Origin of the sequence: Paenibacillus jiangxiensis (assembly GCF_046098255.1) — a bacterium.
GTDB classification, from domain to species: Bacteria; Bacillota; Bacilli; order Paenibacillales; family Paenibacillaceae; genus Paenibacillus; species Paenibacillus jiagnxiensis.
The window spans coordinates 102553-128978 of the sequence record NZ_JBJURI010000003.1; the positions used below are offsets into that span (position 1 = coordinate 102553).

Here is a 26426-nt window from a genome sequence, read left to right on the forward strand (position 1 = left end):
ATTGTATTACCCTGCGCGGCAGACGGCGAAACGAGCTTCCCTGCAGCCATTCTTCGCGAGCATGCAAGTAATTCAAGGGATCTGGGCTATTTTCCCGGTCTGACCCTGTTGGTCGGAACGGCCTGCAGAGGATCATCCGGCCAGTAGTGCTTCGGATATCTGCCCTTCAGATCTTTTTTCACTTCAAAATAAGCTTCTTTCCAGAAGCTTGCAAGGTCTGAGGTTACCTGCACGGGGCGCTGCGCAGGGGACAGCAGGTGCAGAACAACCGGCACACGCCCTCTGCCGAGCCGGGGGGTTGCGCTCATGCCGAACAGCCCCTGCAGCCGGACAGAGAGCGCCGGGGCATCCGGATTGCTGTAATCCACGGGGATGTTGGAGCCGCTTGGCACACGGATATGGGTCGGAGCCTCACGGTCAAGCTCCTGCCGCCGCTCCCAGCTGAGCATGCCGAGCAGCAGGCCTTCCACATGCAGCTTCTTTAGATCGGACAAGCTCCGCACCCCTTGCGCATATGGCAGCAGCCAGTCCTCCAGATTAGCCAGCAGATCGGCATCTTCCGCTGGAGGCCAGTCGTCCAGCTTGCGATGCATAAAAATGAGGCGCTGCTGCAGCTGCCGTGCCGATTTGGTCCAGGACAGCAGCTCAAGTCCGCGGTCCCGCAGCCCGTCCATCCAGGCTGCAGCAATTTGGTCCTGCGGGGGATTTTCGTACGCCAGCTCTTTCAGAACAATAGCGCCAAGCCGGATGGTTTTCCGAGCCCGCACGCTTCCCGCGGCAGAGTCCCAATACACCGCCGTCTCCTCGCCGATCAGCCCTGGCTGATGCTTCGTCAGCTCCCGCTCCTCGACAGGCGCAGCAAGCCTGATGGTCCCATCGGCGCCCGCATCCTCGACCGAAGCGGCTACCAGATACTCCGACCTGGACAGCAGTTCTTCACCGGCAAGCCTGACTCCACGACCACTGCTTAGCAGATACCTGCCCCCGCTGCGGGAACGTCCGATCCGGTCGGGATAAGCAAAGGACAGCAGCAGCCCGCAGGAAGCAGGCTTCAGATCCTGGCTCCGCTCACCTATAACAGATGTAAGCCCGGACAACAAATGGCGGCTGTTTTGCACAATCCGGCCCAGCAGCTCCCGGTCAACGGAAGCACTGGCCTCCGGTTTGCGTAGGTTGTCTGCAAGGCTGTTCCAAATCCTCTCCATGCGGGGACGCAGATCGGCCCCGGATTTAAACGGATCGCGCTCCTGCAGCAAAGCCGCCAGGCAGCACGCCTGTCCCGCATATCCCAGCTCTGCGGCCTTGAGCAGCATGTGGCCCAGCCGGGGATGAGCCGCTATGGCCGCTACACTTTTTCCATGCTCCGTGACTTTCCCTTCACGAAGACATCCCAGCCGTTCCAGCAGCTCCCCGGCCTGTCTGAGCGCAGGCGCGGGAGGGGGATCGATCCAATCGAGCTCGGATGCATCCTCTACTCCCCACAGCGCTGCTTCGAGCACGAGGGGAGCCAGATCAGCCGACAAAATTTCCGGCCGTCCGGCGTCGGCAAGCCCCCCGTGCTCCTCCATGCTCCACAGCCGGTAGCATGTTCCGGGGCCCAACCGTCCGGCTCTCCCCCGGCGCTGATCCGCCGAAGCCTTGGACACCTTGACCGTTTCGAGCCGGTTCATGCCTGTGCGCGGGGAAAATACAGGCTCCCGCCGCATTCCGCTGTCGACGACAACCGTCACGCCTTCGATCGTAAGGCTGGATTCGGCAATGGAGGTGGCGAGCACGATTTTGCGCTGTCCTACCGGTGAAGGGCGCACCGCCTGATCCTGCTCTCTCAGCGAAAGAGCCCCATACAGCTTGCACACATAAGTACCGGACGGCAAACCGCGGGCCATTAGCTCGGCTTCAGTACGGTGAATCTCTCGTGCTCCTGGCAGAAATACAAGCAGATCTCCTTCATGCCTGGGAAGCAGCCTCGTTATCTGCTCCGCCACAAAGCTTTCCAAAGGGGCTGCCTTCGACTTCGGGACGTAGACCGTCTCCACCGGATAGGTCCGGCCTGAACTCTGCAGCAGAGGGGCTCCGCCGAGCAGGCGGCTTACCGGCTCCGCCTCGAGCGTAGCCGACATGACCAGCAGGCGCATATCCGGCCGCAGCAGACTTTGCGTCTGCAGGGCCAGGGCAAGACCGAGATCAGCATGCAGGCTGCGTTCGTGGAATTCATCAAATATGACGGCCCCTGCTTCTTCCAGCGCCGGATCTCCCTGCAGCATCCGGGTCAGAATGCCCTCGGTGACGACCTCGATTCGTGTGGACGGGCCAATCTTCGTATCCAGGTGCACCCTGTAGCCGACCGTTTCCCCGACTTTTTCTCCCAGTGCGTCAGCCATGCGGGCCGCAGCTGAGCGGGCGGCCAGCCGCCGCGGCTCAAGCATAATGATTTTTCTGCCTGCAAGCCAGGTCTCTTCAAGCAGTGCCAGAGGAACCACGGTCGTTTTGCCGGCGCCCGGCTCGGCGACCAGCACGGCAGAGGACCCGTTCCGTAGTGTATCCTTTATTTCAGGCAGTATATGATAAATGGGGAGTTCTTTTTTCAACATCATTTTATGATACCTCTTTAAATGGTCTTCTTCTTTCTGTCTATTATATCGAAATCCATAACATGGAGCACCCTGAAGCTGTATGCGTCCCGGGTAGAGCCTTGTTTAGGCTCAGTTCAGGCTTCCTTCCTGTCCTGTCCGCATGCAATCCGGAGGCGCTCACTTTATAATAGGGCTATGTAGTTCACATTTTGAAACGGGGTATACAAATGTATGATTGCAAGAATACGATCAGGGGCCGCTTCGCTCCCACGCCGTCTGGACTGATGCATTTTGGCAACGCACGGACGGCTCTGCTCTCCTGGCTGCAGATTCGCGCCGCAGGAGGCACCTATGTCATGCGGATTGAAGATATCGATATGACCCGCTCGCGCAGTCATCTGGTCAAGGCCATCCTGGAGGATTTGCAATGGCTGGGCCTGGACTGGGACGAAGGGCCGGATAAAGGGGGGCCTTACGGGCCGTATACGCAAAGTGAAAGGCTGGAACGCTATGAGGCGGCCCTGAAGGAGCTGCGTGAGCAAGGGCTGCTGTATCCCTGCTTTTGCAGCCGGGCGGACATTCTGGGGGCGGCCAGCGCGCCCCATGGGCTTGCCGGAGAAGGCCCCGCATATCCCGGGACCTGCCGCTGTCTCAGCGAGAAGGAAAAAAAAGAAAAAGAGCGTCATAAAACGCCCTCTCTGCGGATGAAAGTCCCGGATAACCCGGAAAGTGTCATAACCTTTCACGATCAGGCGGCCGGCAGCGTATCCGTTCCTGCCTCGGCAGGCGGTGATTTTATTGTGAAGCGCGCGGACGGCATGTTCTCCTATCAGCTTGCCGTAGTGGTGGATGACTCAGAGATGAAGATTACCCATGTCCTGAGGGGGAGCGATCTGCTGGATTCCACACCGCGCCAGCTGCTGCTGTATGAAGCGCTCGGGTACACCCCGCCCAGCTTTGCGCACGTCCCCCTCGTCTATGGCCCGGATGGCCGCCGCCTCGCCAAACGGCATGGAGGCATCGCCCTGCAGGCCATGCGCGAGCGCGGCGTTCGTCCCGAGACGGTTGTCGGCTGGCTTGCCTTCATGAGCGGTCTTACTCCCAGGCCTGTTCCCGTTACAGCTGCAGAGCTGGTGCCGCTCTTCGATATGAGCAGGCTGCCTGCAGAGCCGGTAAGGCTGACCGAGGAGGACATGATGTCGCTGCAGGTGTATACGGTATGAGTGCAGCGGTAGGCTATTCTTCCAGCTTCTCCCTTACAGCCTGCTCATACTCGCGAAATACGGCGGAGGAGTCGAGCCCCCGCTGCTCCAGAAGCATGCGCAGCCTGAGCGATTTTTCGGTCAGCCTCCTGCTGATCTCGCTCTTCTCGCCTTCCGACCGGCAGGCATAAAGCAGATCCCTGAGCTGAACACATTCCTTTTGCAGCTGCAGCTCCTCCGGCAGCACACCGGCATTTTTCAGCAGCTTGTAGGACATTCGCAAATCCTCTGGCACCATGGACAAATCTTCTATGATGAGCGGCTTGCCGGCTCCCGGCAGGTTGTCCAGCTCGCCTCTTGCCACCGCCTTGGCAATTTTTTCTTCAGCTATTCGTGAAAACATCTCCGTACCCCCTCTTTAAACAACGGCTAAAACAACAGCGACTCCGCCCCGTCGATGACAATCTGCGCCCCCGTAATATGACTGGATTGCCTCGATGCCAGGAAGCACACCAGATCAGCCACCTGCTCCGGCTGGCCCGGGCCACCCGCCAAAGGCTGCCCTCCCTCCGGAAACTCAACAGGAATGATGATTTCTTTCAGCCCTTCTGTCTTCATCGTGGAATCATCGATATTGGTGGAAATCGCCCCCGGACAAATCACGTTAACCCGGATGCGGAATTTCGCCAATTCCAAAGCCGCCATTTTGGCAAAAGCGGATTGCGCAGCCTTGGATGTACTGTATGCGGACATGCCAAAGCTTGTGAAGCGTGTATTTCCGTTAATCGAGCTCGTAATAATGATGCTGCCCCCGCCCTGCTTTTTCAAATGGGGCACCGTGTATTTCATCGTCAGGAACGTCCCGTCCAGATTGGTAGCCAGCGTCCTGCGCCAATCCTCGATGCTGATCTCTTCAATAGGGGCGACCACACCGTTAATGCCTGCGTTGGCAAAGACAATATCCAGCCCTCCAAAGAGCTCAACAGCTTCGAGCACCGCTTTTTCCACCCGGATTGGATCGGAAATGTCCACTTCAAAAGCACGTGCGGCACCTGTGCGGATACTGTTAATCTCCATTTCGGCTGTCTTGGTGCGGTCATGGTCCAGGTCAAACAGGGCGACATTGGCTCCTTCTTTTGCCAGCCGCAGCGCAGCGGCCTTGCCAATACCCGAAGCCGCACCGGTCACGATGGCCGTCTTTCCTTCAAACGCGGCTCCATCTGCCACAGAGTAGCTCATATGTACACGCTCCTTTTAGAGGTAGTTCAAAAAGTCATCTTTTGATCACGAAGGAAGTCAGGAAGCGGACTCGACATCGAATCTTGAATTCAGCCGGGCCTTCCGGGGCTCACGTACCCCAAGTACGCTCCGCTCCTCAGTCCCTAGCTTCATTCAATCTTCTCGGTGCTGAAAACCTGACTTTTTGAACACGCATTTTAAATATAATGCTGAGAACAGCGGTATTCTCAAGATTACCCAAAAAGAACCCTTATATAAACTCTCCTGAGCCTGTTTGAATGAAACATAGGCGGTTATACAGTTTTGTCCTCCGTGAATTTTCGCGGTTTCATTTTCTCATACTGCGTTCCCCACTCTTGCATGAGCATGATAATCGGCTTTAATGTCAATCCGAATTCGGTCAGTGAATACTCCACCTTGGGCGGGACGACAGGATATACTTCCCTGTGTACAACCCCGTCCTCCTCAAGCTCGCGCAGCTGCAGTGTCAGCATTCGCTGCGTCAAGCCTGGCATTAACCGTCGGAATTCATTAAATCTCTTCGTGCCACTCATCAGATGGTATAAAATAATTCCCTTCCATTTGCCGCCGATCACATCGAGCGTAGACTCCACCGGACAACCGGCAGGACAAGATCCATAGCCGCCTTTTCGATTTCGCATACCTCTCCTCCTTCTCCATACAGAATTTTTTCGTTACTAAGTATAAAAAGTATACTACAATACATGAACTTTGAGCAAAAAAACGCCGGCAGCGAATTCATGCTGCCGGCGTTCGAGCTCATATCAGGTTATTCATTCCACTGCAGCTCAAGAAAAGCCGCGTCATCATCCAGACCGTCCGTGTGACTGGAATCAAGCAGGATTTGAATCTGGTCATCAGGAAGCTGCTCCCGGATCGGGTCGAGATCGGCCAGGCCGTCCGTATACAGCTGCAGTCTCATCTGTTCTCCCACCGACAGCCTGGTCTCATACCAGTGCGGCTGGCCGCCTACTGGCCCGCGGGCCGTCGACCAACGCTCGGAAGTCCGGAATGTATTCCCGAAAATATCTCCCGCTTCTTCAGGACCCTTCCACAGCCTGATCCGGGAGTCCCCCTGCCAGGCAAGCGTCATTTTTCCTTTCTTTCCGCGGAACGGGAGCTCGATTCTGCCGCATATATACATCGTCTGGCTGCCCTGCCTGCGCTTCTCTTCAAGCACGTTGCGAAGCAGTCCCGACCTATGGGGGATCGGCTCCTTCTCCAGCTCTTCCGCCGCAGAGGCTGCCCACAGCTGAAGACGCTCATTCAGGCATGCCGGATTTAACACCGCATCGTCATTCAGCCATGCCAGCAGGGACTGTCCAAGATAACGGGCCGCGAACTCTCCCCGGTAGCTCATTCCCACTCCGTCGCACAGCACAAATGTGCATACGTGACCATCGATATGGAGGGCGGCAAAGTCCTGCCCGCTTTCTCCGGCATTCGCAGAGTCAGACGAGCGGCCATAGCCGTACCGGCAGCGGAATCTGCTTTCATAACTGCTGAGCGGCTGTTCCGAGGTTTGGGAGCTTATATAAGTAAAGTAATCGCGCTTTGTTGTATTCCCTCTTTTTTTGACCATGGAGAGCAGGGACAGCAGTGGCTTCATGCCTTAACCTCCTTACCTTACGGGTGTGGCTGCCGACATCTGGAATCCGATGGACACCAGTTCGGCACACGTCCCCGGCAGCATCATCATTGCGCCTTCGCCCAGCTGGTAGTCGGCTTCAAACAGCATTTCCCGGTAGCTTTCAGGCAGGACGGAAGACATGTTTCTCAGCTTCTTCGCATGCTCATCCTGCAGCACCGTATTGGCTGTAATGCCTTTCCAGCGGCGCGGCTCCACAATCGGGGCATCAAGAAGTTTGTCGGAAATAAAAATATTTTCCACAAGCACATTCCCGTCAGGCACGCTCATATTCATAATTCTTTTGGCAATCGGCTCCGGATCATCACCGGTGGATACACCATCCGTCATATGACATACCAAGGGTGCAGGACAATCCTGCATGTGGGGGATCTCAGCCTGCAAAATGCGTTCTGCCTGCAAAAACGCCTTGGCGGAATCCGAGAACCGCTTCGGTGTCAAATCAGGCAGCGAGCCGACGGCGGCAATCTCATCAATGCCTTTAATTCCGTTCAGCAAATCATAAACGTCATCACTGTAAGCCAAAAGCGCGATCCGGTACCTTGGCGTTAGCCTGTTGCCCTTGGTGGACCGGAAAACCATCTGGCGTATCGCCAGAGAAAGCGCCTCATAAACGACGTCCATACGCCGCTTGCCATCCATAAGCATATTCATGGAGGCGCTGATGTCTATCAAATAAATAATTAAGGCAGGGGTGCGTTGGGATGCCTGAATACTGTAGTTCATACGACTATTGTCACCTCGGTCAAGCGTTGCTAGATTTTCGGCAGCCTGAAATCACTGTCGCTTAAATATTTATAAACGGATGAGACTCTGTACCCTATTTCCCCAACAGAATGAAGATAGGAAGAATCGGTTTCGTACAGCTTGGCGAATTGGGCGGCGAAGCCGCGCGCTTTATCCTCTCTTCCGCCCTCCTGTGAGTTGTATGCTTTGTTATACAGGGAAATGAGGTTCAGCACTTTCTCTTTGCGTTCAGCCGCTACCTTGGCTGCAGCCTGTTTTGCTTTGGCGGCCGCCGCAGTCTCCGCGGCTTTTCTTTTCTCTTCAGCAGCGGCTTCGGCAGCCAGACGCTCGTCACGATCTTTCTTCCAGGCAAGATATTGCTCATACTTGGCCTGCCGGTCATACTTGGCCTGAAGCTCCTGCTTGGCGGCATCCTGCTGCTGCTTCTCCTGTGCTGCGAGTTCAGCTTCATTTTTGGCCTGCTTGGCGGCAGCGGCCTCCTGCTGCGCCTTTTCTTCCGCGGCTTTCTTCTCGGCAAGCGCAAGCGCTTCGGCTTCCTTGGCCTTCCGTTCTTCCTCCGCCTTCTGCCTTGCTGCCCCCTCCGCCTGCCGCTGGGCCTCCTGTTTCTTCTGTTCCTCGGCGAGTCTGGCCGCTTCATGCTGTTTCGTGTTCGCCCGATCGGCCAAAATTTGTACCGTCGGAATGGTGCCGGCCAATATAACCACAGCTGCCGCTGCAGATATCATGACTTTCTTGGAGCGGTACCAGACCGGCTTGGCAGGCTCAGCCGGATGCGGCGGCTCAAGCAGCTGCTCCAGACCCTGAATGGCAGCCTGCACTTCAACCTGAAGCGGGCTCCCCTCCTCGGTAAAATGATACAATGAGCGATATACCTCTAAGGCCGCTTCCGGCTTATCGGCTTCCTCCAGCTCCCGGGCCTCGCGGAACAAACGATCCATAATCGCTTTATCTCCGCGCGCGCCTTCCGCGACAGCGGCCGTAACCGCAGGCTGGGAAACCACGGCGACCGGCGAGGCTGCTGCCACAGGTGCCTCCTCCTCCGGTTCAGGCTCGGCAGGCATGGCTGGAGGGATCTGCTCATGCGAAAGCGACTTTAGGACGACAAACCATTCACCAAAGGTAGGGCAGCTGCTGAGATCCTGGCTTTCCCACGCTCTGACGAACAGCTCGGACAAGCGGCTGCCCCAGCGGGATTCAAGAGATTTGCGCAATATGTAATATCGCTCGCTCGGGGTCTGCATTTCGTGCTGATCGAAATAGCTTTCACCCCAGGCTCTGTCGACCACGGCTTGATCCGACCAGCCCAGCATTTCAGCAATGATAACGGCGCCTGCAAAGCGGTCCGCATATGAGCTCCACAAGCCGCTGTGCACCGTCCTGTGCGCGGCATATCCAGGCGAGCCTGCGAGCAGCGTGTCCGGACGGTCCATTTTCGTGCTGTACATCTGCTCGACATCCACCAGTTCAACGGGAGATACTCCTTCAGGCAGTTCGACTTCAGAAAAAAACGGAATCATCACGTTGGGTGCGGACAAATCACAATGCGCCACCCCTTTCTGCTCCATGGCGGAGCCAATGGCAGCAAGTGATCTGGCCAGCGCCAGACTGTCTGACGGTTCAAGCCGGCTTTGCTCAGTGAGGCAGTCAAACCAGGTTTTCCCGTAGACCCATGGCATTAACACCGCATACAGCAGGTCCGGCTGTTCTGCTATTAAATCTCCGTTTCTTTCTGGAGTGAGCACGTCACGTTTACAGACCTGCAAGCCTGGAATATCACCGTAGGATTCCATATGCTCCGATTGGTACACCATGGCAGGAATCCGGAATTTCGGAAAAAACACCTTTAAAGCTTTGGCCTTGTACGGCGCTCCGCTTTTATCCAGAAGCTGATAAACTATGCCCTGTCTGCCGGCCTGCGCATACGCAAGACCGGGTGCCGCCGGGTGGCTGCCGACAACATAGACCTCATCATTTATGATCAGTTCGTCTCCCGGATTGGGTTGAAAAGACATGCGACATCCCTCTCTTTGAATGAATCAATTCATGCTGAAGCGAGATTATTTTCTCCTGATGGCAAGAAAACCGGGTGTCCTAGGAGCGCCCGGTTTTCTTGCAAAACTTCATTACTAGCATTATATAATGAAACTGTGATATCTTCAAAGTTTCTCTTGCAAGCCGAGAAACAATAATTATTTCGCTTGGTCCACCGAACGGAATTTGTTGGCGATGGCTGTCAGCTCTTGACTGATGCTGTTCAAGGTTTGAACAAAAGCCTGCATCTGCTTGCTGGCTTCCTGGAACTCCTGGAAGAAGCGCTGCTTCGTCATACCTTCCCATTGACCCTCCATGCCTTGAATGGATTGAGTCAGGCTGGAAACGATTTGCTGGCTTTGTTCACCGCTTTGTTTAAATTGGTTTGCCACCTGATCGACCTGCTCCGGGGTAATTAAAATGCGTCCTGCCATGTTATGAGTCCTCCTTAAAAATCAAAAAGATGTTTTGGTAATGTCTGGATTTAATTGTACTATGCGTCCTCACATGTCACAAATGGCGAAGGACCTAATCCATTTTACCCCATTAGCAGGACCATTCCCGAGACTTTTGTCGTTATTTTTCACCAGCTACGCTTAATAACTCTTCTCTCTATCAGACCGAAGCGGCAGGCTCGTTCCTGTTATAGGCTGGATCAGCAAAATGCCAGTCCTGCGGCTGCTGCAGTGAAGCCAGCTTAAGAATGCTGTCGCTCACTTGCGCATCCGATTCGGCTTCCTTTCCTCCAATTGCACTGATCACGGACTGCGGATCTGAGATGCGGCCAGCATCCTGATCCGATTCAGACAGAATGGAAGGGCTGCTGCTGATGGTCTGCAGAAAAAGAGTGGTCGGCCGGCCCAGATTCACGCTGTCCAAAATCGTATTATAGCTTTGATCTGCCGCCTGAAACTGATCCGCCTTGCTGCTCAGCTGCGAACCGAGTGTGCGCAGGCAAACATGAATTTGCTCGGACAACCTTTTGCCCTGTCTCCATTGGTCCATGACTGCCTCGCGTGCAGACACTTCCCATTCCAAGGACTGCAGCGCCTGCTCCAGCCCGCTTGTAATCTGTTGAATCTGCTCCGCCGCGTTCTGTAGCTGGCCACTCAGCGTCCGAAGCACATCCGGCTCCACTCGAATGCGCATGTCCATCACCTTTCCTCTTCACCTGCAGACTGTCTTAACCAATTCAGAAGCAAATCCACAAACTGGGCACGTGTCGTTAAAGTAGCAATCAGCCAATCCCCGTTACCACCCGAACTCATTCGGAACAGCCAGCTCATGGATTCGCTCACGGCAAAAGCAGCCCGTTGCGCTTCCCATTCCCGTCCATTCCAGACCAGCAGTTGCAGCTCTCCGTCCGAAACCCTCGAATTCAGCGTTTCCGCCAGTTTCAACGAGCCTTCGGAATCGCCGCTTGCTTCCGTAAAGCTTGAAGCGAGAAATTGTATATCTTCTTTTCCGGCATGATCATAGATCTCACGGAATTTTTTTTGGGAGAACATAAGGGCAGGCACTTCTTCCTGGGCCTGTTCACGCCATCCCATTTTATCCGTCAGTGTGTCACAAGCCGCTGTTACGTCTCCAAGATCGCTGAGCCGGTATTCGTCGTCACTTTCCTCGGATGGTGACAATTCAACCACTCTTTCGTTGGTGCAATGAAGGTATCCTTCAAACTGTGCGCCATCCTTTGAATATCTGTACCGGCATGCTCTGCTGGACAATCCCGCAATAGCAACTCTGGAAAAGACCGTTGGAGGGATGGCAAGCTCTCCCCCGCTCTCTACCTGACGAAGGTAGCCTTTATCCATCAGGGAAGCTTTCACCAAGTCCCACTCGGCCGTCAATTCTTCCGCAAGAAATCCTTGAAAGGGATCTTCAACGCCAAGCAGTCTGTTGGAGCCCAATACACCGGCCAGAAAAAACAACTCTTTGGACTTCAGCGTAATCAGTTTCTGTTGGGAAACTTGAAACGTTAACATTATGTGCCACCTCCCTTCAAACTACAACATGCCATCGGTCACGAATTTTGACGATCCAATCCTCGCAGCTATACCCTTCATCAAAAGGAATTGCCCCTTTAATCCTGCTGAATTTGCGTCTGATGTAATATCCCTGCCCCGGAGGTAGGACTTTCAACCCTCCCGAGCCGTTATTGGACTCTGAATAAGGGATACGGAAGAAGGACAAATCGTTGGGATCCAGAGTTCCAAAAAGAAGCCCGCTCTGGCTTGCCTTCACATCGCTGAACCAATCCACGCCAAACGTCGGAAAGTCCTGAGGCACTCCGGAAAGCACCACATGTACATTGCGGTCCCGTCCCAATCGGACGATCGAGGTAAGCTGATCCTTGACCGTGAAATCATTTAACTGTTTGCTGAGCATGTCCGCATCATCAATGATGAGCAGCAGTTCGGGATCATTCCCGTCCTTCGTCCTGCGCTGAACAGCTTCATACAGCATGGCCGCCAGAGGAGCCAGCTCCTCTTCGCTTTCCGCGGCCGCCTTCACATGCGGGAGATGCCGGAGCCTGGACACCCCCCCGCCTCCATACCTTGTGTCCACCGTATATATCTCAAGCTTGTCCGGCGAATTATAATAAGCCAGCGACAGCATCCACGTAAGCAGAAATGACGTTTTCCCGCCCTCCATTGGACTTCCTACAATAAAATGCGGGCCTTCCTTCAAATTCAGAAGAAATGGCTCAAGATCATCTGTCTGTATCGCAACAGGCACCTGGAACGGAAATTCCCTCTCCATTTCCTCGGTGCGCTTCCATGAACGGATAAGTCCGGACAACGGAACCTTGTCGGGCAGAGGAAGAATGGCAGGCGCCCTATCTCCCACCCAGGTTTGTCCCGATTGCGCAATGCTCCGTCGCAGCTCGGCTGAACGCCTGGCTTCGTCTTCTCCCGACGCAGGCAGCGCCGTCTGGAACTCCAGCGGCGGCACCTGCCCCTTGATAAGCCCCCTGCCGGGAGTAAGTGGTCCCGGTGTTTTGGCAGGCCTGCCGACAGCATAATAATAATCGCTCGGATCCGCCAGCTCATAGCTTACAGCATTCGGAATGTTGCTGCGGAATTTCTCGAACAGGTCCGTGATCCGGTTGGCCGTAATAACAAATGTAATGCCCAGGCTTCCCCCTTCGCGGAGAATAGCCTCCAGAAGCTCATTTTCATCCGGGTACGCATTCCTGAAACTCAAATAGCCGTCAATGACAACCACAATTTGCGGCACTGTGCCTACGGCGGCACGGCGATATGCGTTTATTGTTTTGACGCCGGCCTCAGCGATAAGTTCCTTGCGCTGTGCGGACAATTTGAACAAGAAGCGGAACAGCCGCTTGATACGGTCCTCCTCCTCGCCCATCATGACCCCGCCAACGTGCGGTAAATCCGCAAAATCGCGCATCATGCGTCCCATATCGATAATATAGCCGTTCCATTGGTCCGGGGTATAAGTGCGTGCCATGGATACAAGCAGGGTCTGCACAAATGTCGTCTTGCCCATTCCGGGCATTCCGTATACCGCCCAATGACCCTGATCCATCGCAATATGTAGCGGCTCCTGCCGCTGGTTGGGCAGATCGTCCACAAGACCCACGACCGGACGCAGCTCTGCCTGCCCGTACAGGCCGGAGTCAGCAGCCTGCGCAGGCAACACCGTTAGATCGAGCACCTCCGGCAGGGGCGGCAGCCATGGTCCCTGCAAGCGTTCGATACCCGCCGCCGCGGCCTGGGCAGCGATATAGTCGATAAATATCTGGAGCTGCTTAGGTGGTTCACCGCCCTGCAAAGCCGTTGCTGCCCGCTCACCGGTTAACAGCGGCTCACGTTTGCCGTTCAGGCGCACCTCATTTACTGGCAGCACCTTAGAGCTGCCGTCATCGACCCGGTAGGGCGCGCCGCTCCAGGCAAACTGCAGCTCCTCAAACACCTCGTCGCTGCCCACCTGAAAATAACCTCTGCCCGGCTTCGTAATCCAGGCGGCATTCGGAATTTTGATCATATCGCGACTGTCGCCTTCACTCTGAACGCGCAGACAGATGCGAAAACGCGAGTTGCTCCATATTTTATCATCGACCACGCCTGCCGGCTTTTGCGTTGCCAGGATAAGGTGTACTCCCAAAGTCCGGCCGATGGTCGCAATGCTGATCAATTCATCCATAAATTCAGGCTGGTCTTTTTTGAGCTGCGCAAATTCATCTATGATAATGACCAGATGCGGGAGAGGCTGGGCATGACGCTGGCGCAAAAGCCTGTAATACTCGTCGATATGCTGCAGGTTGCCTGCCTCGTTCAGTATTTTTTGTCTGCGCACGAGCTCTGCCCTCAATGAAATCTTCGCCCGCTCGATCAGATTGCTGTCCAGATTCGTGATCGTCCCTACAACATGCGGAAGATCAATGAACGTGTTGGACATGCCGCCCCCCTTATAATCGATAAGCATGAAAGCCAGATCATGGGGGTGAAACTCGGCAGCAAGGGATGCGACGATGGACTGCAGCACCTCGCTTTTGCCTGAGCCGGTGGTCCCGGCAAGCAGACCGTGCGGACCATGTCCCTGCCTTTCAATCTTGTCGTGCAGATTAATCATAATCTTCTTGCCGCCAGCGCGAACCCCCATGGGAACAGGCAGTGTATCCGGATGTCTCGTTTCCTGCCATCTGGACAGCACTTTCAACTCTTCGACCTGTTCTACTCCCATCATGTCAAACAGCGGAAGTACCGGCGGGATATCGGAAGCGGAGGAGCGCTTGAGCCGGATGGGTGCCATATATCTGGCCAGAACGTCGGCTTCCTCCACAGTAAGCCAGTCCATGCGGAAGCTTTTTTGTGTAATATTCGACGATTCCGTTTTCAGGGTATACTCCCCTTTTTCCGGTCCAGCTTCGACAATCAGCTGACACTGCATCGGCAAGGCCTCCTTGCGCGAGGCCAGCACGATGGTGCAGGTGTCCACATACGCTCCGTCTTCAAGCAGCAGAGGCAGCAGCGGCTCCTCCTCAATCAGCTGCGCGTCCGAGAGCACGACGACATAACACGGAATTTCTATATTTCTGCCTACACGCTCCTTGCGGTTTCTGCGGCGGTTTAACCGTGAAAACAGATAATCGGCCAGCTGGTGTGCGCTGCTGTCCCGGTCTGACATCATGCGCGTGGAGCGGTCATCGTCCCACACATGAGGCAGCCAGCGCATCCAGCCCCATTCCTGCTGCTCGCGCTCATGATAAAATGCCGCCACCTTCACCTCATCGGGCGAATGCCTGACAGCAATCTGGGACATGATGACCCGCAGCGCAGCCAGCGTATTTGTACGCTCGCCAACAACGCCTATGACTTTGGATTGAAACAGCGGAAGGGCGATTGAGGCATCTTCAACCGTCTGAAAGTCCTCTGCCAATTCATGTGCTGCTTCCAGCAGCGGTTCGCGTTCATAACCTTCCGCACGGGGAACCTGCAGCTTGATGTGAAAAGGAACCTCCCCCGTTCCGATCCGCACCTGCAAAAAATCGTCATCCTCAGGTGAACGTTCCCAAAGCGAGCTGCTGCGGCTTTTCACAATCTGTGTACAGCCTTGCGGATCGCCGTGAATTTCATATAAAATGCGGACTTGCTCCTTCTTCTTCTCTTCCAGCTCCTCCCGGTGCTTCTGCAGCTGCTGTCTGTACATGCGGTCCCGCTCCGCAAGCTTGAGCCGGTATTCTTTTTTATTATGCAGATATACGAAAAACGGAATGGTATAAGAGGAAACCATCATGAAGAGCGTCAGGATCTGAAACATAAAATAATTGCTGTTGCCCATTTTCCCGGTTCTGCTCATATATATATAAAAACCGACTGTAACCAGGGTCATTATTAAAGGAATAATGAGGGATACTATGGAAAAAGTAGGCTTGCCCGGTTCGGCCGGGGGCCGTAAAATTTCCAGCTTCTCATCGTACAGAGCGGGGCGGATGCGCGGGGATCGTTGATACAAAGCGTTCACGTCAAAAGTCCCCTTCCATTATCAGGTTCTTGAAATTGATCTGTAATGCCTAGTTTTAGTTTTAACTCCAGTGATATTACCCATTTTGCGTATTTTGAAACAGCGATCTGCGTCCAAATACCGGGGCCTCTTCCTCTGTTGTCGAGAAAGCGCGCTGTATGCGGATTATGCAGCCCTCCCGCAGGCCCGCTCCTGTCAGATGCTGGTGATCCTCTACCAGAAACCACAACCCCTCGGGAAATTTGGCTTCCATAATATATTGTACTCCCTCTCCGGGCGCTTCTCCAAATATGCGCAGACCAAGCATCAGCTTCAAGTGCTGCACAGAATACATATCATCCACTTCTATATCGAACCAATCGGTTTCCTGTCGTCCCGCAAGCACGGTCAGGATCATAAAAATTCCCCTCCCGTCATCCTTAAGAAAAAAGTCGTTCCAAAGCAAAAAAAAGACCCGATTAAAACTATTAATGTAACTTTACATGACCGCTTTCATTCTGTCAATTTGTTACAAACTACCCACTTAAGCATAAATTTTATGACTAATAGCACATATTTCAATATCAGTAGAGACTAAAGTTTTATTTATCATTCTCTTTTTGTAAAAAGCGCTGAATTCCATTGAAATGTGAACACTTTGTAAAATTTTCTGACCTTTATGTTTTTATAAGGTATTTTTAAGGTAATTTTAAGCAAGGGAATCTACAATCAGTAACATGAGATAACTCTAGTGAGGTGATTTCTATGAGAACACTAATAACCTTTCAAAACAAACGAATTCCTGTGTATATTAATCAAGAAAACAAACAGCCTGTCCAAAAGACATTGAGATTGCTATCGAGCACGCTGGAAAACAAAATTGCGACAGGCAAGCGCGCGCTGCAAAAGTGCCTGAACTCTCTGATCAGCATTGAAATCGTTGGCTGCGAAGCCATCCTGCACAGCGTCAGCGAGAACGACTCGCTGGCTCTGTCTCTCTACTAAAATTATATCACACACAAAAGGGGAGAATCCGTCCGGATTCTCCCTGTCTATTTCCCGCATATCCAATGCTTCTGTACCGCTTCCAAAAATCCTTATATGATCTTTTTAATCCGCTTGACGATTCCTGCTCTTTCAGCCTTCTGTGCGTTTTCGATTCGGATTCTGAACAGCTGCAGCAGATTATCTCTTGTATGTGTGTCCCGGCAGTTGTCCAATTTTTTAATAATAAAACGGTCAATGGACATATCTTTCAGGCTCCTTTATACCATACTGCCCGGATCGGGAATTTTTTCCTTCTCCGTTATCTCTTAATTAACCTCCCTTATGAAGCCCTAAACAGGCAGGCTGTCCGCTCTGTTACGGACGGATCGTTACGGGGGTGCCCACGCTCACCATTCCGGCCAGCTCCAATACATCGCTGTTCTGCATACGGATGCAGCCGTGGGACACCGATTGTCCGATGCTCCACGGCGCATTAGTGCCGTGTATGCCATAATGGGGAGCCGAAAGCCCCATCCAGAAGGCACCAAACGCGCCTCCCGGATTTTTCTGTTTGCTCACAATGGTAAATCGCCCATGAGGGGTCTGTGTAGCTATTTTGCCAATGCCAACCGGGTAACTTCGAACAACCCGGCCTCCGTCCATCAGATATAAGCGGTGATCCGACAGGTCTACAGTAATGCTGTAATTCGGCATGGTCTTACCTCCTTCTGCCTTATCCTATGACGGACCACCGCAAATGTCCTTACCACTCCATGTCGTGCCGCCAGCCTGTTGAGCCATAGGAACGGGATGTTTTTCCCGCTTTGACTTTACGGGCTTTCTCCTTCTCTTTACGGTTCTGATATTCCAGTTCCCGCTTCATCTTTCTGTAGCTGTCCAGCCTCGGTGCGGAGAGCGCTCCACTGCTGACCGCTTCCTTGACGGCACAACCTTCCTCACGCATATGCTGGCAGTCCGCAAACCTGCATTGCGACGCCAGGCTCTCGATATCGGCAAACGTGGCTTCCGTACCGCTCTCATCACTCCACAGGCTGAGCTCCCGCATCCCCGGCGTATCAACCAGAACGGCATCATGCAGCAGCGGGAACAGCTGCCGGTGTGTCGTCGTATGCCGGCCTCTGCTGTCGTCCTCCCTTATGCCCTGAGTTGCCTGAAGCTCTTCCCCTGACAACCAGTTTACGATGGTCGATTTTCCACAGCCCGATGAGCCGGTTAATGCTACCGTCCGCCCCTTCCGCAAATACGCTTCGAGCTGATCTCTTCCTCTTCCGTCCCAGGCTGATACGATCAGCACCGGAACTCCCGGCGCTGCCATTTCCATCTGCGCCGCATATCCATCCGGGTCGGGACAAAGGTCGCTTTTGCTCAGCACGATGACCGGATTAACGCCGCTATTCCAGGCCATCACGAGATAACGCTCCATTCTCCGCACATTAAAATCCCCGTTCAGCGCCTGCACCAAAAACAGCGTATCCACATTGGCTGCGATAATCTGTTCCTTCGTCTCAAATCCCGCAGCCTGCCTCGATATGCGGCTCTTGCGCGGGAGCACGGCATGAATAACGGCATCGTCCGTCTCAGCCGAATAAGCGGCCGCCACCCAATCCCCGACTGCCGGCAGTTCAGCGGCTTCCGGTGTTTCATGGCGCAGTTTTCCGGAAGGTGCCGCCCAGCGTTCACCTTCACTTGTCATAATTTTCATTTTTTGTCCAAAGTCGGCGGTTACTCTGGCAGGCTTTAGTTCAGTGCCCCGAGCTGCCACAGCCGCAAGCTGCTCCCACTGCTGCTGCCATTTTTCCGACCAGCCGTATTTCTCTATATGCATGTTTGTCCTCCGATCATTTTTGCTTTCCAGCTTCGTGCTGCTGTTCAATTTCCTTCTCCTGCTATCGTCTCCCTAACTTCGCGGACAAGCACAAAAAAACCGCAGGAATGCTCCTGCGGCTGCATAAAAGGCCTGATAGGCCCGTAAACAGGCATAAAGATGCCCGGTAAATGCAAAAACCGCAGGGAACTGCTCCCTGCGGATGTCCGGTCATGATAACCGGCGGGCAGACCGCTACCGCGGTCTTACCCGAGTGTGTCCGTTAGGGAGACGACGTTACGACGCAAAACCAATCCAATGATGTGCTTGCTCATTTAACATCGCCTCCTTCAAAATTTCCTTGATTATACGTTTTCCAGACTTTACTTGTCAATGCTGATTTTATTTATCTGACATCCTCCCAGCGGGTCCACATCTCCCGCGGGTTCAGTTCGTAAACATCATTTTCCCTGTACATAAACTGATGCATGATCAGCTCACGGCGCAGTGTTGCAAAATCATCATGAACATTTTGAATCCAATCGCTCAATTCACGCTCACTGTATTTCCGTCCCGGTTCAAGCTGTTCGGCCAGGTGCTGCAGCACGATCAGCTTCTTCTTGTACTGGGCCGGGATTTGGCGCAGCCTTCCGTCCTTGGCAAAAAAATTCCTCATAACGGAAGCAGCCAGCGATTCTTGAACCCCTTCTTTCTCCATTTCCCTGCCTCCTTTGCCGAATATGAAGTTTACGGAAGCTTCCGCATTTTGTCTGATAAAATCCTCATTCAGGGTAAAATATACCGTGTTCTTGTCTCTGCGCTCCTTGACGAGCGCCGCCTCGCGCAGCTTCGCCGCATGATGCGTGACGGTCGGCTGGGACAGATTCAATTTCTCCGCCAGCGCCTGCCCGTTCATCTCCCCTCCGGCCAGCAGCAGCAGAATGCGCATTCTTGTCGGATCGGCCAGAGCCTTGTGGTAATTCACGATTTTATCCAGCTGCATTATTTTCACGTTCCTTTAATTAGATATATATCTAATGATATGGCGTCATTTGTTCATTGTCAATCCATTTTAGCGGTGGATACCGCAAATCGGCTGGTATTTGCTTTATGAATGCGGTAGGATAAAATTGCTTGCTGATTGCGGGCAATTTTTCTTTATTTTATTGGAGGCAATTTTGTTTTATTGGAGGTAATACTATGGAAGACATTATTATTATCGGTGGCGGCCCCTGCGGTCTGTCTGCGGCCATAGAATGCGGACGGCGCGGGTTGAAGACGCTTATCATCGAAAAGCACAATATAGTGCAATCCATTTATCTTTATCCGACCAATATGCAGTTTTTCAGCACAGCCGAGCTGCTCGAAATCGGAGGCATCCCTTTCAGCTCTCCCAATGACAAGCCCTTCCGGCACGAGGCCCTTACATACTACCGCAGGGTAGCGGCGCATTACGGGCTCGACATTCATCCTTATGAGGAAGCTGGCTCCATCGTCAAGGAAGCGGACGGAAGCTTCATTGTGCATACGGCGGACAAAAGCGGGCAGTCCCGCCAATACCGGACCCGCCATGTCGTCGTGGCCACGGGTTATTTTGACCATCCGAATGTTCTCGGCATTCCCGGGGAGGATATGGACAAGGTGACCCACTATTTCAGGGAAGCACACCCATATACAGGCACCCGTGTTGCCATTATTGGCGGCAGCAATTCCGCAGTGGATGCAGCCATGGAACTGACCAAGGCAGGTGCGCATATCGATATGGTATACAGGGGCGTTGTTTTATCCGAGCATATCAAACCATGGGTCAGACCTCTGTTTGAAAGCCTGGTCAACAAAGGAAAGATCACCCTCCACCTGGGCTCTCGCGTAACAGAAATCAGCCCGCACGATATTACCGTCACCGTCAATGACGGCAGCCAGTTCAAGCTGGACAACGACTTTGTGCTTGCCATGACCGGCTACCGCCCGGACCGCAAGCTGCTGGAATCGGTCGGCGTGCAGTTGGCCGAGGATTTGGATAAACCTGTCTTTAACCCGGACACGATGGAGACGAACGTACCCGGCGTTTATGTCGCGGGCGTAATCGCATCCGGCCGGAACGCCAATGAAGTGTTCATTGAATCCGGGCGGTGGCACGGCAAGCTTATTGCCGAGCATATTGTACAGACAAATGCCGGTCATGAGCACCCGTAAGCAGGCCGGAAAAGGAGTTGCTGCCATGGATTACACTTCTCTGCTGCTGCTCGTGCTTGCAGGCCTCGGCATTTTCAGCGGCAACTCAAGCGTAACGATCGCCATGGTTGTCCTGCTGCTGCTGAGGGTGATGAATTTGCACCAAACCTTCCCCTGGCTGGAGAAATATGGCCTGACGGTCGGCATCGTGCTGCTCACGATTGGCGTCATGGCCCCTTTGGCGAGCGGACGCATTACCGTGCAGGAGGTATTAGCATCATTCCTCCACTGGAAATCACTGCTGGCCATTGGGGTTGGCGTTCTGGTCGCCTATCTGGGAGGGCGCGGAGTGACTCTGATGTCCTCCCAGCCAGCTGTTGTCAACGGACTGCTGATCGGCACCGTTCTTGGCGTCGCCTTTTTTAAAGGTGTCCCGGTCGGTCCTTTGATTGCTGCAGGAATTCTTTCACTCTTGATTGGCAAGTCCTAGGCACAGGGGTGCAAGCAAGAAAGTATATGTTGTATAAAAGGTGCTTCATGGCGGCTCCGGCCATCTGGAGTGCTTTTTTTCATGGATATGAGGTCCGATGTATTTCGCTTAAGAAGCGGGGCTTTTATGCATTTTGATGTTTCATAAATAGGAATAGCCTGCTGCCATGCTGTTTTTGGGACAGCATTATGGTATACTCAATTCGATTTAACACCGCATATTTGCGCATCGCAGGAGGAAAGCCGATGTCCCGACAGTTTGTAACCGAAGCCGTCATGGTAGCGATTTACGGCCAGCTGCTGGCTCCGGCGGCAGCGGTAGAATATATTGTGCCCTACACCACCATATTGGAATTGTACGAGTTTCGTTCCAGCGATGAGCCGCTTATGGACAATCCGGCCGAAGACAAGCATGTGAAAGAAAAAGTGGCCGAGCTGATCGAATATTTGGAGGAGCCCCTGAACAAGAAGAAAATCAACCGGGCGCTTCAGGTTCCGTGGGCCAAAAGCCTGCCCATATTGTTCGGCAATTCCGTGGCGTTTACCATCATCAACGGGGTGGATAACGCCCAGTACGGAGAGTTTTTCGACCCGATTGAAACCGAGCTTCTGTTGACCGCACAGCGGGAAAACTTGCCGATTCTGACGGACCAGACGGACTGGATCGAACGCATTGTTGAAGCTTCCGTGCCTGTACAGGTCTATGATATCGAGGACTTTGATTTTGCTGTAGAAGGCATTTATTTACCATGACGCACAAAACGGCGGACTGCCGGTCACGGCGCGGTTTGTACCCCGCCTGCGGCCGGCAGCTCCGCCGTTTAGAATTTCTGCAGCTAAGCTTGTTTATTCGGGACTGTACTCATAAATGATATCGTCATGCTCCGGCAGGTATTTCACCTCGATTTTATACCCTTTCAAATACCATTCATCCTGTTCTTCCATGAAAAAAACAACACCGCCAGACTCCGTGCGCAGCGCCGGATGCTGAGGAGGCTCAACGGCGATGCCAAGCGAAAAACCGGGATGAAGCCCCCCACCCGAGCTGTAGCGCGCAAAAAAACGGACATGGTCCCCGGATTTTAAGCCAAGCTCTTTTTTATACCATTCGGCAGCGGGTTCTGATACATATATACTCATGGATCCTGCTCAACTCCTTAACCAAGTGCATATTCTTCAGCCTTAATCATATCCTATCATAGCATCTTCGCCAAAGCACACCAAACCCGTCCCATTTCCCTGCTGAAGCATGCAAATTTGAAAAAGGTTTGACATTTCGCAAAACCTGATGGTAAGATGCAACCATACGAGATCAAAACTTGAAAATACTTACAACGATCAAGAAAGGGTGATTCCGGTGTTGGATAAAGCAATTGTATTGAATCAAACCAAATATTCAACTTCATACCGGAGAAGCCACATCTGCCGCGTACGGGCTGGTCAGACTTTCTGACCCTGCTATAGCCGCGTACCTGTATACAATGCAGCAGGACTTGTGCGTTTCCCGCCAAGTTTACCTGCGCATGCCATATGATGTCGAACACTGGACATATCGTTTGCGGACGGTATGTCCTTTTTGCTGTCTTCAGCAGTTCGCAGCATGCGGCAGAGACTTGATGACGAGAGGAAGGGATACTTTGTTTACGGTTTTAAAAGATTTGGGCTGGTTCTTTCACCGGGAACGGAAACGCTACACCATCGGGCTCGCCATGCTGATCCTGGTCGGCTTCCTGGAGCTTGTGCCTCCTCGCCTGCTGGGGGACTCGATTGATCAGATTGTCACCGGCTCCGTGACCTGGGATTCACTGATGCGGACCATCCTGTACATCCTCGCAATGTTGGTGCTTATCTACTATATCACCTACATATGGATGCATCGGCTGTTCGGCGGTGCCAACCTCGTGGAACGGCTGCTCCGCTCCCGCTTTATGCGGCATCTGCTGAGCATGACGCCGCCTTTCTTTGAGCGCAACCGTACAGGCGACCTGATGGCCCGTGCCACGAACGATCTTCGTTCCGTCGCGGCCACGGCAGGCTTCGGCATGCTTACCCTGACGGATTCAACGATATATCTTGCCGTCGTGCTGGGCGCGATGGGTTTTCTGATCAGCTGGAAATTAACGCTGGCGGCAATCATTCCGCTGCCTTTTATTGCGCTGGCCATGAGTATATACGGCAAAGCAGTGCATCAGCGCTATACGCTGGCACAGGACGCTTTTGGCGATATGAACGACCAAGTGCTGGAGTCAGTCGCGGGCATTCGGGTCATCCGTGCTTATGTCCAGGAGCGTCTGGATGAAAAACGGTTCGCGGATATTACAGATGACGTCTACCGCAAAAATCTGGCGGTCGCGCGTATGGACGCTCTCTTTGAGCCTACCATTCGTCTCTTCGTTGGTTTAAGCTACGTGATCGGTCTTGGCTACGGCATGATTCTGGTGTTCCGCAATGAAATCACCCTGGGGGATCTCGTATCGTTCAATATGTACCTGGGGATGATGATCTGGCCGATGTTTGCCATCGGCGAGCTGATCAACATCATGCAGCGCGGAAGCGCCTCGCTCGACCGTGTCAATGAGACGCTGTCCTCCCCGCAGGATGTTCAGGATATCGAGCATCCCGAAGCGGTCACGGCTGCCGAGTCGATCGTGATGAAGGACGTCACATTCAGATATCCGACCTCGCAGACGGATAATCTGCAGCATATTCATCTCAGCCTGCGGCGTGGTGAAACCTTGGGCGTCGTTGGCCGTACCGGCAGCGGCAAGTCTACCCTGCTGAAGCAGCTGCTGCGGGAATACCCGTCAGGCAGCGGTGATATTTTCATCTCGGGCACACCCATTGAGCATATTGCGGCGGAGCGGCTGCACAGCTGGATCGGGTATGTGCCGCAGGAGCAGATTCTGTTCTCCAAATCAGTGCGCGAAAACATCCGCTTTGGCAAGCCGGATGCTACGGATACCGACATTATGGGGGCCATCCGCACCGCCGCTTTCGATAATGATCTGGGCACACTCTCCGATGGTCTTGAAACCATCGTTGGTGAAAAGGGCATTGCCCTGTCGGGCGGACAGAAGCAGCGGGTGTCTCTTGCTCGCGCATTCATCGGCGATCCTGACATTTTAATACTGGACGATGCGCTCTCCGCCGTGGACGCCAGAACGGAAGCGCGCATTATTGACAACATCCGGAGCAAGCGCTCCGGCAAAACGACCCTGATCTCCACCCACCGCCTCTCCGCCGTCGAGCATGCGGACCGGATTGTCGTGCTGGAGCAGGGAAGGATTATCGAGGAGGGCACGCACAGCGAGCTGCTGCAGCAGGACGGCTGGTACCGTCAGCAGTATGAGCGGCAGCAGCTGGAATCGGGTCTCTCCTCCGGGGAGGTTAGCTGATTGAAACCGAACATTGGCAAACGGCTGTTCCAGTATGCCATGACAGCCAAATATACATTTATCGTTGCGCTGATCGCTCTTGCCATCGGAGTGGCCGCCGAGCTGGCCGGTCCCTTCATCGCCAAGCAGATGATTGATGGACATATGCTGGCCATTGAACGGCCTTATTATCAAACGAATGATCCGGCGGGTGCCGCCGAGTACAACAATGAGCTGTTCAAGAAACAGGACCGCTTTGCGGCCGGGGAAGCCAGAGGGCGCGAGGTGCGCATTCTGCAAGCGGGAACGTCGTTTTACTTCGTGGACGCTCCCGTGGCCGAAGCAGGCGGCAAACGCAGCTACCAGGACGGAATGCTAACCATTACACGCGGCGGGGAGACCGCCTCTTATCCGGCGCAGCCCTTAAGTTCAGATGAGCTGTACGGCTTCTATAAGCCGGAACTGCCCGGCATAACGCAATTAATTGGCTTGTACTTCGTTTTTCTGTTCATCTCGATTATTGCGGAATTTGGCAAAACCTACTGGCTGCAGTCGTCGGCCAACCGGGTGATTCAGCGGCTGCGGCTGGACCTGTATGCCCAGATTCAGCGGCTGCCAGTCTATTTTTTCGATAATCTGCCTGCAGGCAAGGTCGTCTCCCGGGTAACCAATGATACGGAGGCAGTAAAGGATCTGTTCGTCGCCGTGCTGTCCAATTTCTGTTCAGGCATCGTTACCATTACCGGGGTATATGTCGCCCTCTTCCTGCTGGATGTCCGGCTTGGGCTGATCTGCCTGTTCCTGGTTCCTGCCCTCATTCTGTGGATCATTTTATACCGCAAGGTGGCGACCCGCTATAATACGATCATTCGTTCACGCTTGAGCGAGATTAACGCCATTATCAACGAATCGATCCAGGGTATGTCCATTATCCGCATTTTCCGCCGTCAGCAAAAAACGATGCAGGAATTTGAGGATCTGAACGATGATTACATGAAGCATCAGAATAAAATGCTGAACCTGAACGCCCTGACCTCCCATAATCTGGTCAATGTGCTCAGAAATCTGTCCTTTGCCGTGGTGCTCTGGTATTTCGGCGCAGGTTCTCTCACCGGGTCCACCGCCATTTCGCTTGGCGTGCTGTACGCCTTTGTCGATGTGCTGAGCAGGCTCTTCCAGCCTGTCACCGGCATGGTCAACCAGCTTGCCGCGCTGGATACGTCGATTGTGTCCGCCGGACGTGTCTTTCAGCTAATGGATGAAACTGGAGAGCCGGTGACGGACGGTGATATGCCCCGTTACAAAGGCAACGTTGAATTTAAAAACGTATCGTTTGCGTACAAGAAGGATTTCGTGTTAAAGGATATCTCCTTCTCTGCCAAGCAAGGACAGACCGTCGCGCTGGTCGGTCATACCGGCTCAGGCAAAAGCTCCATCATCAACCTGCTGTTCCGCTTCTATGATCCGCAGCAGGGAACGATTACGATTGACGGCCAGAACGTCAGGGAGCTGCCGAAGCAGTGGATTCGCCGCCATATGGGCATCGTGCTGCAGGACCCTTATCTGTTTACAGGCACGATTGCGGGCAACGTCAGTCTCGGGGACAGCCGGATCTCCCGTGAGCAGGTGGAAAAGGCATTGCGGGATGTAGGAGCAGACCAACTGCTCTCCCACCTGCCGCAAGGTTTTGATGAGCCTGTCATCGAGAAAGGCAGCACCCTGTCCGCCGGACAGCGGCAGCTTATCTCCTTCGCCCGTGCGCTGGCGTTTGATCCGGCCATTCTCATTCTGGATGAGGCAACCGCCAACATTGATACGGAGACGGAAGCCTTGATACAATCCGCGCTGGAGGTGCTCAAGAAAGGGCGTACCACCTTCATTATCGCCCATCGCCTCTCCACGATCCGCAGTGCTGATCAAATTCTGGTGCTGCACCGCGGGCAAATCGTCGAAAAAGGCAATCACGAAGAGCTCATGCAGCTCCGCGGCCGTTATTATCAGATGTACCAGCTTCAGCAGGGCTCTGGGGCGGCAGCGGACCAAACCACAGCTTCCGAAAAGGAGCTTCCCGTGACGGCCGGTGCAGCCGGAATTTCCGGAAAAGTGTCTTTTCCGGGGAACCAAGCATAACCTTACGAAGCTGCA

24 protein-coding genes are annotated in these 26426 nt (G+C 53.7%); 7 read left to right on the plus strand and 17 right to left on the minus strand.

The features are described from left to right. Positions 1-86: 86 nt before the first annotated feature. Positions 87-2591 carry an ATP-dependent helicase HrpB gene (gene hrpB / locus ACI1P2_RS04090; protein ID WP_355317100.1) on the minus strand — a complete coding sequence of 835 codons (2505 nt, stop codon included), beginning with the start codon at positions 2589-2591 and terminating at the stop codon, positions 87-89. Between the two features lie 209 nt (positions 2592-2800). Here hrpB and gluQRS point away from each other — a divergent pair, with 209 nt between their 5' ends. Next, positions 2801-3796 (plus strand): tRNA glutamyl-Q(34) synthetase GluQRS, encoded by a 996-nt coding sequence (gene gluQRS / locus ACI1P2_RS04095; protein ID WP_355317102.1) that lies wholly within the window; start codon positions 2801-2803, stop codon positions 3794-3796. Positions 3797-3809: 13 nt separating this feature from the next. Here gluQRS and ACI1P2_RS04100 read toward each other — a convergent pair whose 3' ends face one another. The 11 genes from ACI1P2_RS04100 to ACI1P2_RS04150 all read right to left on the minus strand — a co-directional run bounded on the left by ACI1P2_RS04100 (position 3810) and on the right by ACI1P2_RS04150 (position 15849). Beyond that, a complete protein-coding gene (locus ACI1P2_RS04100) occupies positions 3810-4178 on the minus strand; it encodes a DnaJ family domain-containing protein (protein ID WP_355317103.1) in 369 nt (122 codons plus the stop codon). Between the two features lie 26 nt (positions 4179-4204). Further along, positions 4205-5014, minus strand: coding sequence for an SDR family oxidoreductase (locus ACI1P2_RS04105; RefSeq protein ID WP_355317105.1), 810 nt, complete (start codon positions 5012-5014; stop codon positions 4205-4207). Positions 5015-5307: 293 nt separating this feature from the next. Further along, entirely contained in the window at positions 5308-5676 is a 369-nt protein-coding gene (locus tag ACI1P2_RS04110) for a winged helix-turn-helix transcriptional regulator (RefSeq protein ID WP_355317107.1), read from the minus strand. A 128-nt stretch (positions 5677-5804) separates the two neighbouring features. Beyond that, positions 5805-6644, minus strand: coding sequence for a hypothetical protein (locus ACI1P2_RS04115; protein ID WP_355317108.1), 840 nt, complete (start codon positions 6642-6644; stop codon positions 5805-5807). Positions 6645-6656: 12 nt separating this feature from the next. Then, positions 6657-7409 (minus strand): vWA domain-containing protein, encoded by a 753-nt coding sequence (locus ACI1P2_RS04120; RefSeq protein ID WP_355317109.1) that lies wholly within the window; start codon positions 7407-7409, stop codon positions 6657-6659. 29 nt (positions 7410-7438) lie between these two features. Next, a complete protein-coding gene (locus tag ACI1P2_RS04125; protein ID WP_355317111.1) occupies positions 7439-9442 on the minus strand; it encodes a serine/threonine-protein kinase in 2004 nt (667 codons plus the stop codon). Positions 9443-9619: 177 nt separating this feature from the next. Further along, positions 9620-9895 carry a WXG100 family type VII secretion target gene (locus ACI1P2_RS04130; protein WP_355317112.1) on the minus strand — a complete coding sequence of 92 codons (276 nt, stop codon included), beginning with the start codon at positions 9893-9895 and terminating at the stop codon, positions 9620-9622. Between the two features lie 181 nt (positions 9896-10076). Next, complete coding sequence (locus ACI1P2_RS04135) at positions 10077-10610, minus strand: WXG100 family type VII secretion target (protein WP_408976128.1); 534 nt, start codon at positions 10608-10610, stop codon at positions 10077-10079. A gap of 5 nt (positions 10611-10615) precedes the next feature. Beyond that, positions 10616-11446 (minus strand): hypothetical protein, encoded by an 831-nt coding sequence (locus tag ACI1P2_RS04140; RefSeq protein ID WP_355317115.1) that lies wholly within the window; start codon positions 11444-11446, stop codon positions 10616-10618. A gap of 16 nt (positions 11447-11462) precedes the next feature. Further along, the gene (essC, locus tag ACI1P2_RS04145) at positions 11463-15452 is read right to left on the minus strand and encodes a type VII secretion protein EssC (protein WP_355317117.1); all 3990 of its coding nucleotides are present in this window, start codon (positions 15450-15452) and stop codon (positions 11463-11465) included. A 76-nt stretch (positions 15453-15528) separates the two neighbouring features. Then, a complete protein-coding gene (locus ACI1P2_RS04150) occupies positions 15529-15849 on the minus strand; it encodes a hypothetical protein (RefSeq protein WP_355317119.1) in 321 nt (106 codons plus the stop codon). 347 nt (positions 15850-16196) lie between these two features. On the opposite strand from ACI1P2_RS04150, the gene ACI1P2_RS04155 reads away from it, so the two are divergent. Then, a complete protein-coding gene (locus tag ACI1P2_RS04155; RefSeq protein ID WP_355317121.1) occupies positions 16197-16436 on the plus strand; it encodes a hypothetical protein in 240 nt (79 codons plus the stop codon). Between the two features lie 92 nt (positions 16437-16528). Here the strand turns inward: ACI1P2_RS04155 and ACI1P2_RS04160 are convergent, their stop codons facing one another. The 4 genes from ACI1P2_RS04160 to ACI1P2_RS04175 form a co-directional block, all read right to left on the minus strand. Next, positions 16529-16681: a hypothetical protein gene (locus tag ACI1P2_RS04160; RefSeq protein ID WP_355317122.1), complete on the minus strand. Its 153-nt coding sequence runs from the start codon at positions 16679-16681 to the stop codon at positions 16529-16531. A gap of 112 nt (positions 16682-16793) precedes the next feature. Further along, the gene (locus ACI1P2_RS04165) at positions 16794-17132 is read right to left on the minus strand and encodes a L,D-transpeptidase (protein ID WP_355317124.1); all 339 of its coding nucleotides are present in this window, start codon (positions 17130-17132) and stop codon (positions 16794-16796) included. 49 nt (positions 17133-17181) lie between these two features. Next, on the minus strand, positions 17182-18264 hold the full coding sequence (gene rsgA, locus ACI1P2_RS04170; RefSeq protein ID WP_355317126.1) for a ribosome small subunit-dependent GTPase A: 1083 nt from the start codon (positions 18262-18264) through the stop codon (positions 17182-17184). Positions 18265-18649: 385 nt separating this feature from the next. Continuing rightward, positions 18650-19246, minus strand: a complete 597-nt coding sequence (locus tag ACI1P2_RS04175; protein WP_355317128.1) for a DUF2087 domain-containing protein — start codon at positions 19244-19246, stop codon at positions 18650-18652. Between the two features lie 197 nt (positions 19247-19443). Here ACI1P2_RS04175 and ACI1P2_RS04180 point away from each other — a divergent pair, with 197 nt between their 5' ends. The 3 genes from ACI1P2_RS04180 to ACI1P2_RS04190 all read left to right on the plus strand — a co-directional run bounded on the left by ACI1P2_RS04180 (position 19444) and on the right by ACI1P2_RS04190 (position 21660). Continuing rightward, positions 19444-20439 (plus strand): YpdA family putative bacillithiol disulfide reductase, encoded by a 996-nt coding sequence (locus ACI1P2_RS04180; protein WP_355317129.1) that lies wholly within the window; start codon positions 19444-19446, stop codon positions 20437-20439. Between the two features lie 25 nt (positions 20440-20464). Further along, positions 20465-20908, plus strand: a complete 444-nt coding sequence (locus tag ACI1P2_RS04185) for a DUF441 domain-containing protein (protein WP_355317131.1) — start codon at positions 20465-20467, stop codon at positions 20906-20908. A gap of 245 nt (positions 20909-21153) precedes the next feature. After that, positions 21154-21660: an ADP-heptose synthase gene (locus ACI1P2_RS04190; RefSeq protein WP_355317133.1), complete on the plus strand. Its 507-nt coding sequence runs from the start codon at positions 21154-21156 to the stop codon at positions 21658-21660. 93 nt (positions 21661-21753) lie between these two features. On the opposite strand, the gene ACI1P2_RS04195 is transcribed toward ACI1P2_RS04190, so the two are convergent. Further along, complete coding sequence (locus ACI1P2_RS04195) at positions 21754-22047, minus strand: HesB/YadR/YfhF family protein (protein WP_355317135.1); 294 nt, start codon at positions 22045-22047, stop codon at positions 21754-21756. 497 nt (positions 22048-22544) lie between these two features. Between ACI1P2_RS04195 and ACI1P2_RS04200 the strand changes: the two genes are divergently transcribed. After that, a complete protein-coding gene (locus ACI1P2_RS04200) occupies positions 22545-24302 on the plus strand; it encodes an ABC transporter ATP-binding protein (protein ID WP_355317137.1) in 1758 nt (585 codons plus the stop codon). Next, positions 24303-26411, plus strand: coding sequence for an ABC transporter ATP-binding protein (locus ACI1P2_RS04205; protein ID WP_355317139.1), 2109 nt, complete (start codon positions 24303-24305; stop codon positions 26409-26411). It abuts the gene before it with no gap. Positions 26412-26426: the final 15 nt, after the last annotated feature.

Excerpts from the sequence above, each read along its gene's own strand:
- hrpB (WP_355317100.1), bottom strand. The coding sequence starts at position 2,591 with ATGTTGAAAAAAGAACTCCCCATTTATCATATACTGCCTGAAATAAAG.
- ACI1P2_RS04150 (WP_355317119.1), bottom strand. The coding sequence starts at position 15,849 with ATGATCCTGACCGTGCTTGCGGGACGACAGGAAACCGATTGGTTCGAT.
- ACI1P2_RS04195 (WP_355317135.1), bottom strand. The coding sequence starts at position 22,047 with ATGAGTATATATGTATCAGAACCCGCTGCCGAATGGTATAAAAAAGAG.
- ACI1P2_RS04115 (WP_355317108.1), bottom strand. The coding sequence starts at position 6,644 with ATGAAGCCACTGCTGTCCCTGCTCTCCATGGTCAAAAAAAGAGGGAAT.
- rsgA (WP_355317126.1), bottom strand. The coding sequence starts at position 18,264 with ATGCATATAGAGAAATACGGCTGGTCGGAAAAATGGCAGCAGCAGTGG.
- gluQRS (WP_355317102.1), top strand. The coding sequence starts at position 2,801 with ATGTATGATTGCAAGAATACGATCAGGGGCCGCTTCGCTCCCACGCCG.
- ACI1P2_RS04130 (WP_355317112.1), bottom strand. The coding sequence starts at position 9,895 with ATGGCAGGACGCATTTTAATTACCCCGGAGCAGGTCGATCAGGTGGCA.
- ACI1P2_RS04110 (WP_355317107.1), bottom strand. The coding sequence starts at position 5,676 with ATGCGAAATCGAAAAGGCGGCTATGGATCTTGTCCTGCCGGTTGTCCG.
- ACI1P2_RS04180 (WP_355317129.1), top strand. The coding sequence starts at position 19,444 with ATGGAAGACATTATTATTATCGGTGGCGGCCCCTGCGGTCTGTCTGCG.
- ACI1P2_RS04165 (WP_355317124.1), bottom strand. The coding sequence starts at position 17,132 with ATGCCGAATTACAGCATTACTGTAGACCTGTCGGATCACCGCTTATAT.
- ACI1P2_RS04155 (WP_355317121.1), top strand. The coding sequence starts at position 16,197 with ATGAGAACACTAATAACCTTTCAAAACAAACGAATTCCTGTGTATATT.
- ACI1P2_RS04120 (WP_355317109.1), bottom strand. The coding sequence starts at position 7,409 with ATGAACTACAGTATTCAGGCATCCCAACGCACCCCTGCCTTAATTATT.
- ACI1P2_RS04160 (WP_355317122.1), bottom strand. The coding sequence starts at position 16,681 with ATGTCCATTGACCGTTTTATTATTAAAAAATTGGACAACTGCCGGGAC.
- ACI1P2_RS04175 (WP_355317128.1), bottom strand. The coding sequence starts at position 19,246 with ATGCAGCTGGATAAAATCGTGAATTACCACAAGGCTCTGGCCGATCCG.
- ACI1P2_RS04190 (WP_355317133.1), top strand. The coding sequence starts at position 21,154 with ATGTCCCGACAGTTTGTAACCGAAGCCGTCATGGTAGCGATTTACGGC.
- ACI1P2_RS04105 (WP_355317105.1), bottom strand. The coding sequence starts at position 5,014 with ATGAGCTACTCTGTGGCAGATGGAGCCGCGTTTGAAGGAAAGACGGCC.
- ACI1P2_RS04135 (WP_408976128.1), bottom strand. The coding sequence starts at position 10,610 with ATGCGCATTCGAGTGGAGCCGGATGTGCTTCGGACGCTGAGTGGCCAG.
- ACI1P2_RS04100 (WP_355317103.1), bottom strand. The coding sequence starts at position 4,178 with ATGTTTTCACGAATAGCTGAAGAAAAAATTGCCAAGGCGGTGGCAAGA.
- ACI1P2_RS04125 (WP_355317111.1), bottom strand. The coding sequence starts at position 9,442 with ATGTCTTTTCAACCCAATCCGGGAGACGAACTGATCATAAATGATGAG.
- ACI1P2_RS04185 (WP_355317131.1), top strand. The coding sequence starts at position 20,465 with ATGGATTACACTTCTCTGCTGCTGCTCGTGCTTGCAGGCCTCGGCATT.
- ACI1P2_RS04140 (WP_355317115.1), bottom strand. The coding sequence starts at position 11,446 with ATGTTAACGTTTCAAGTTTCCCAACAGAAACTGATTACGCTGAAGTCC.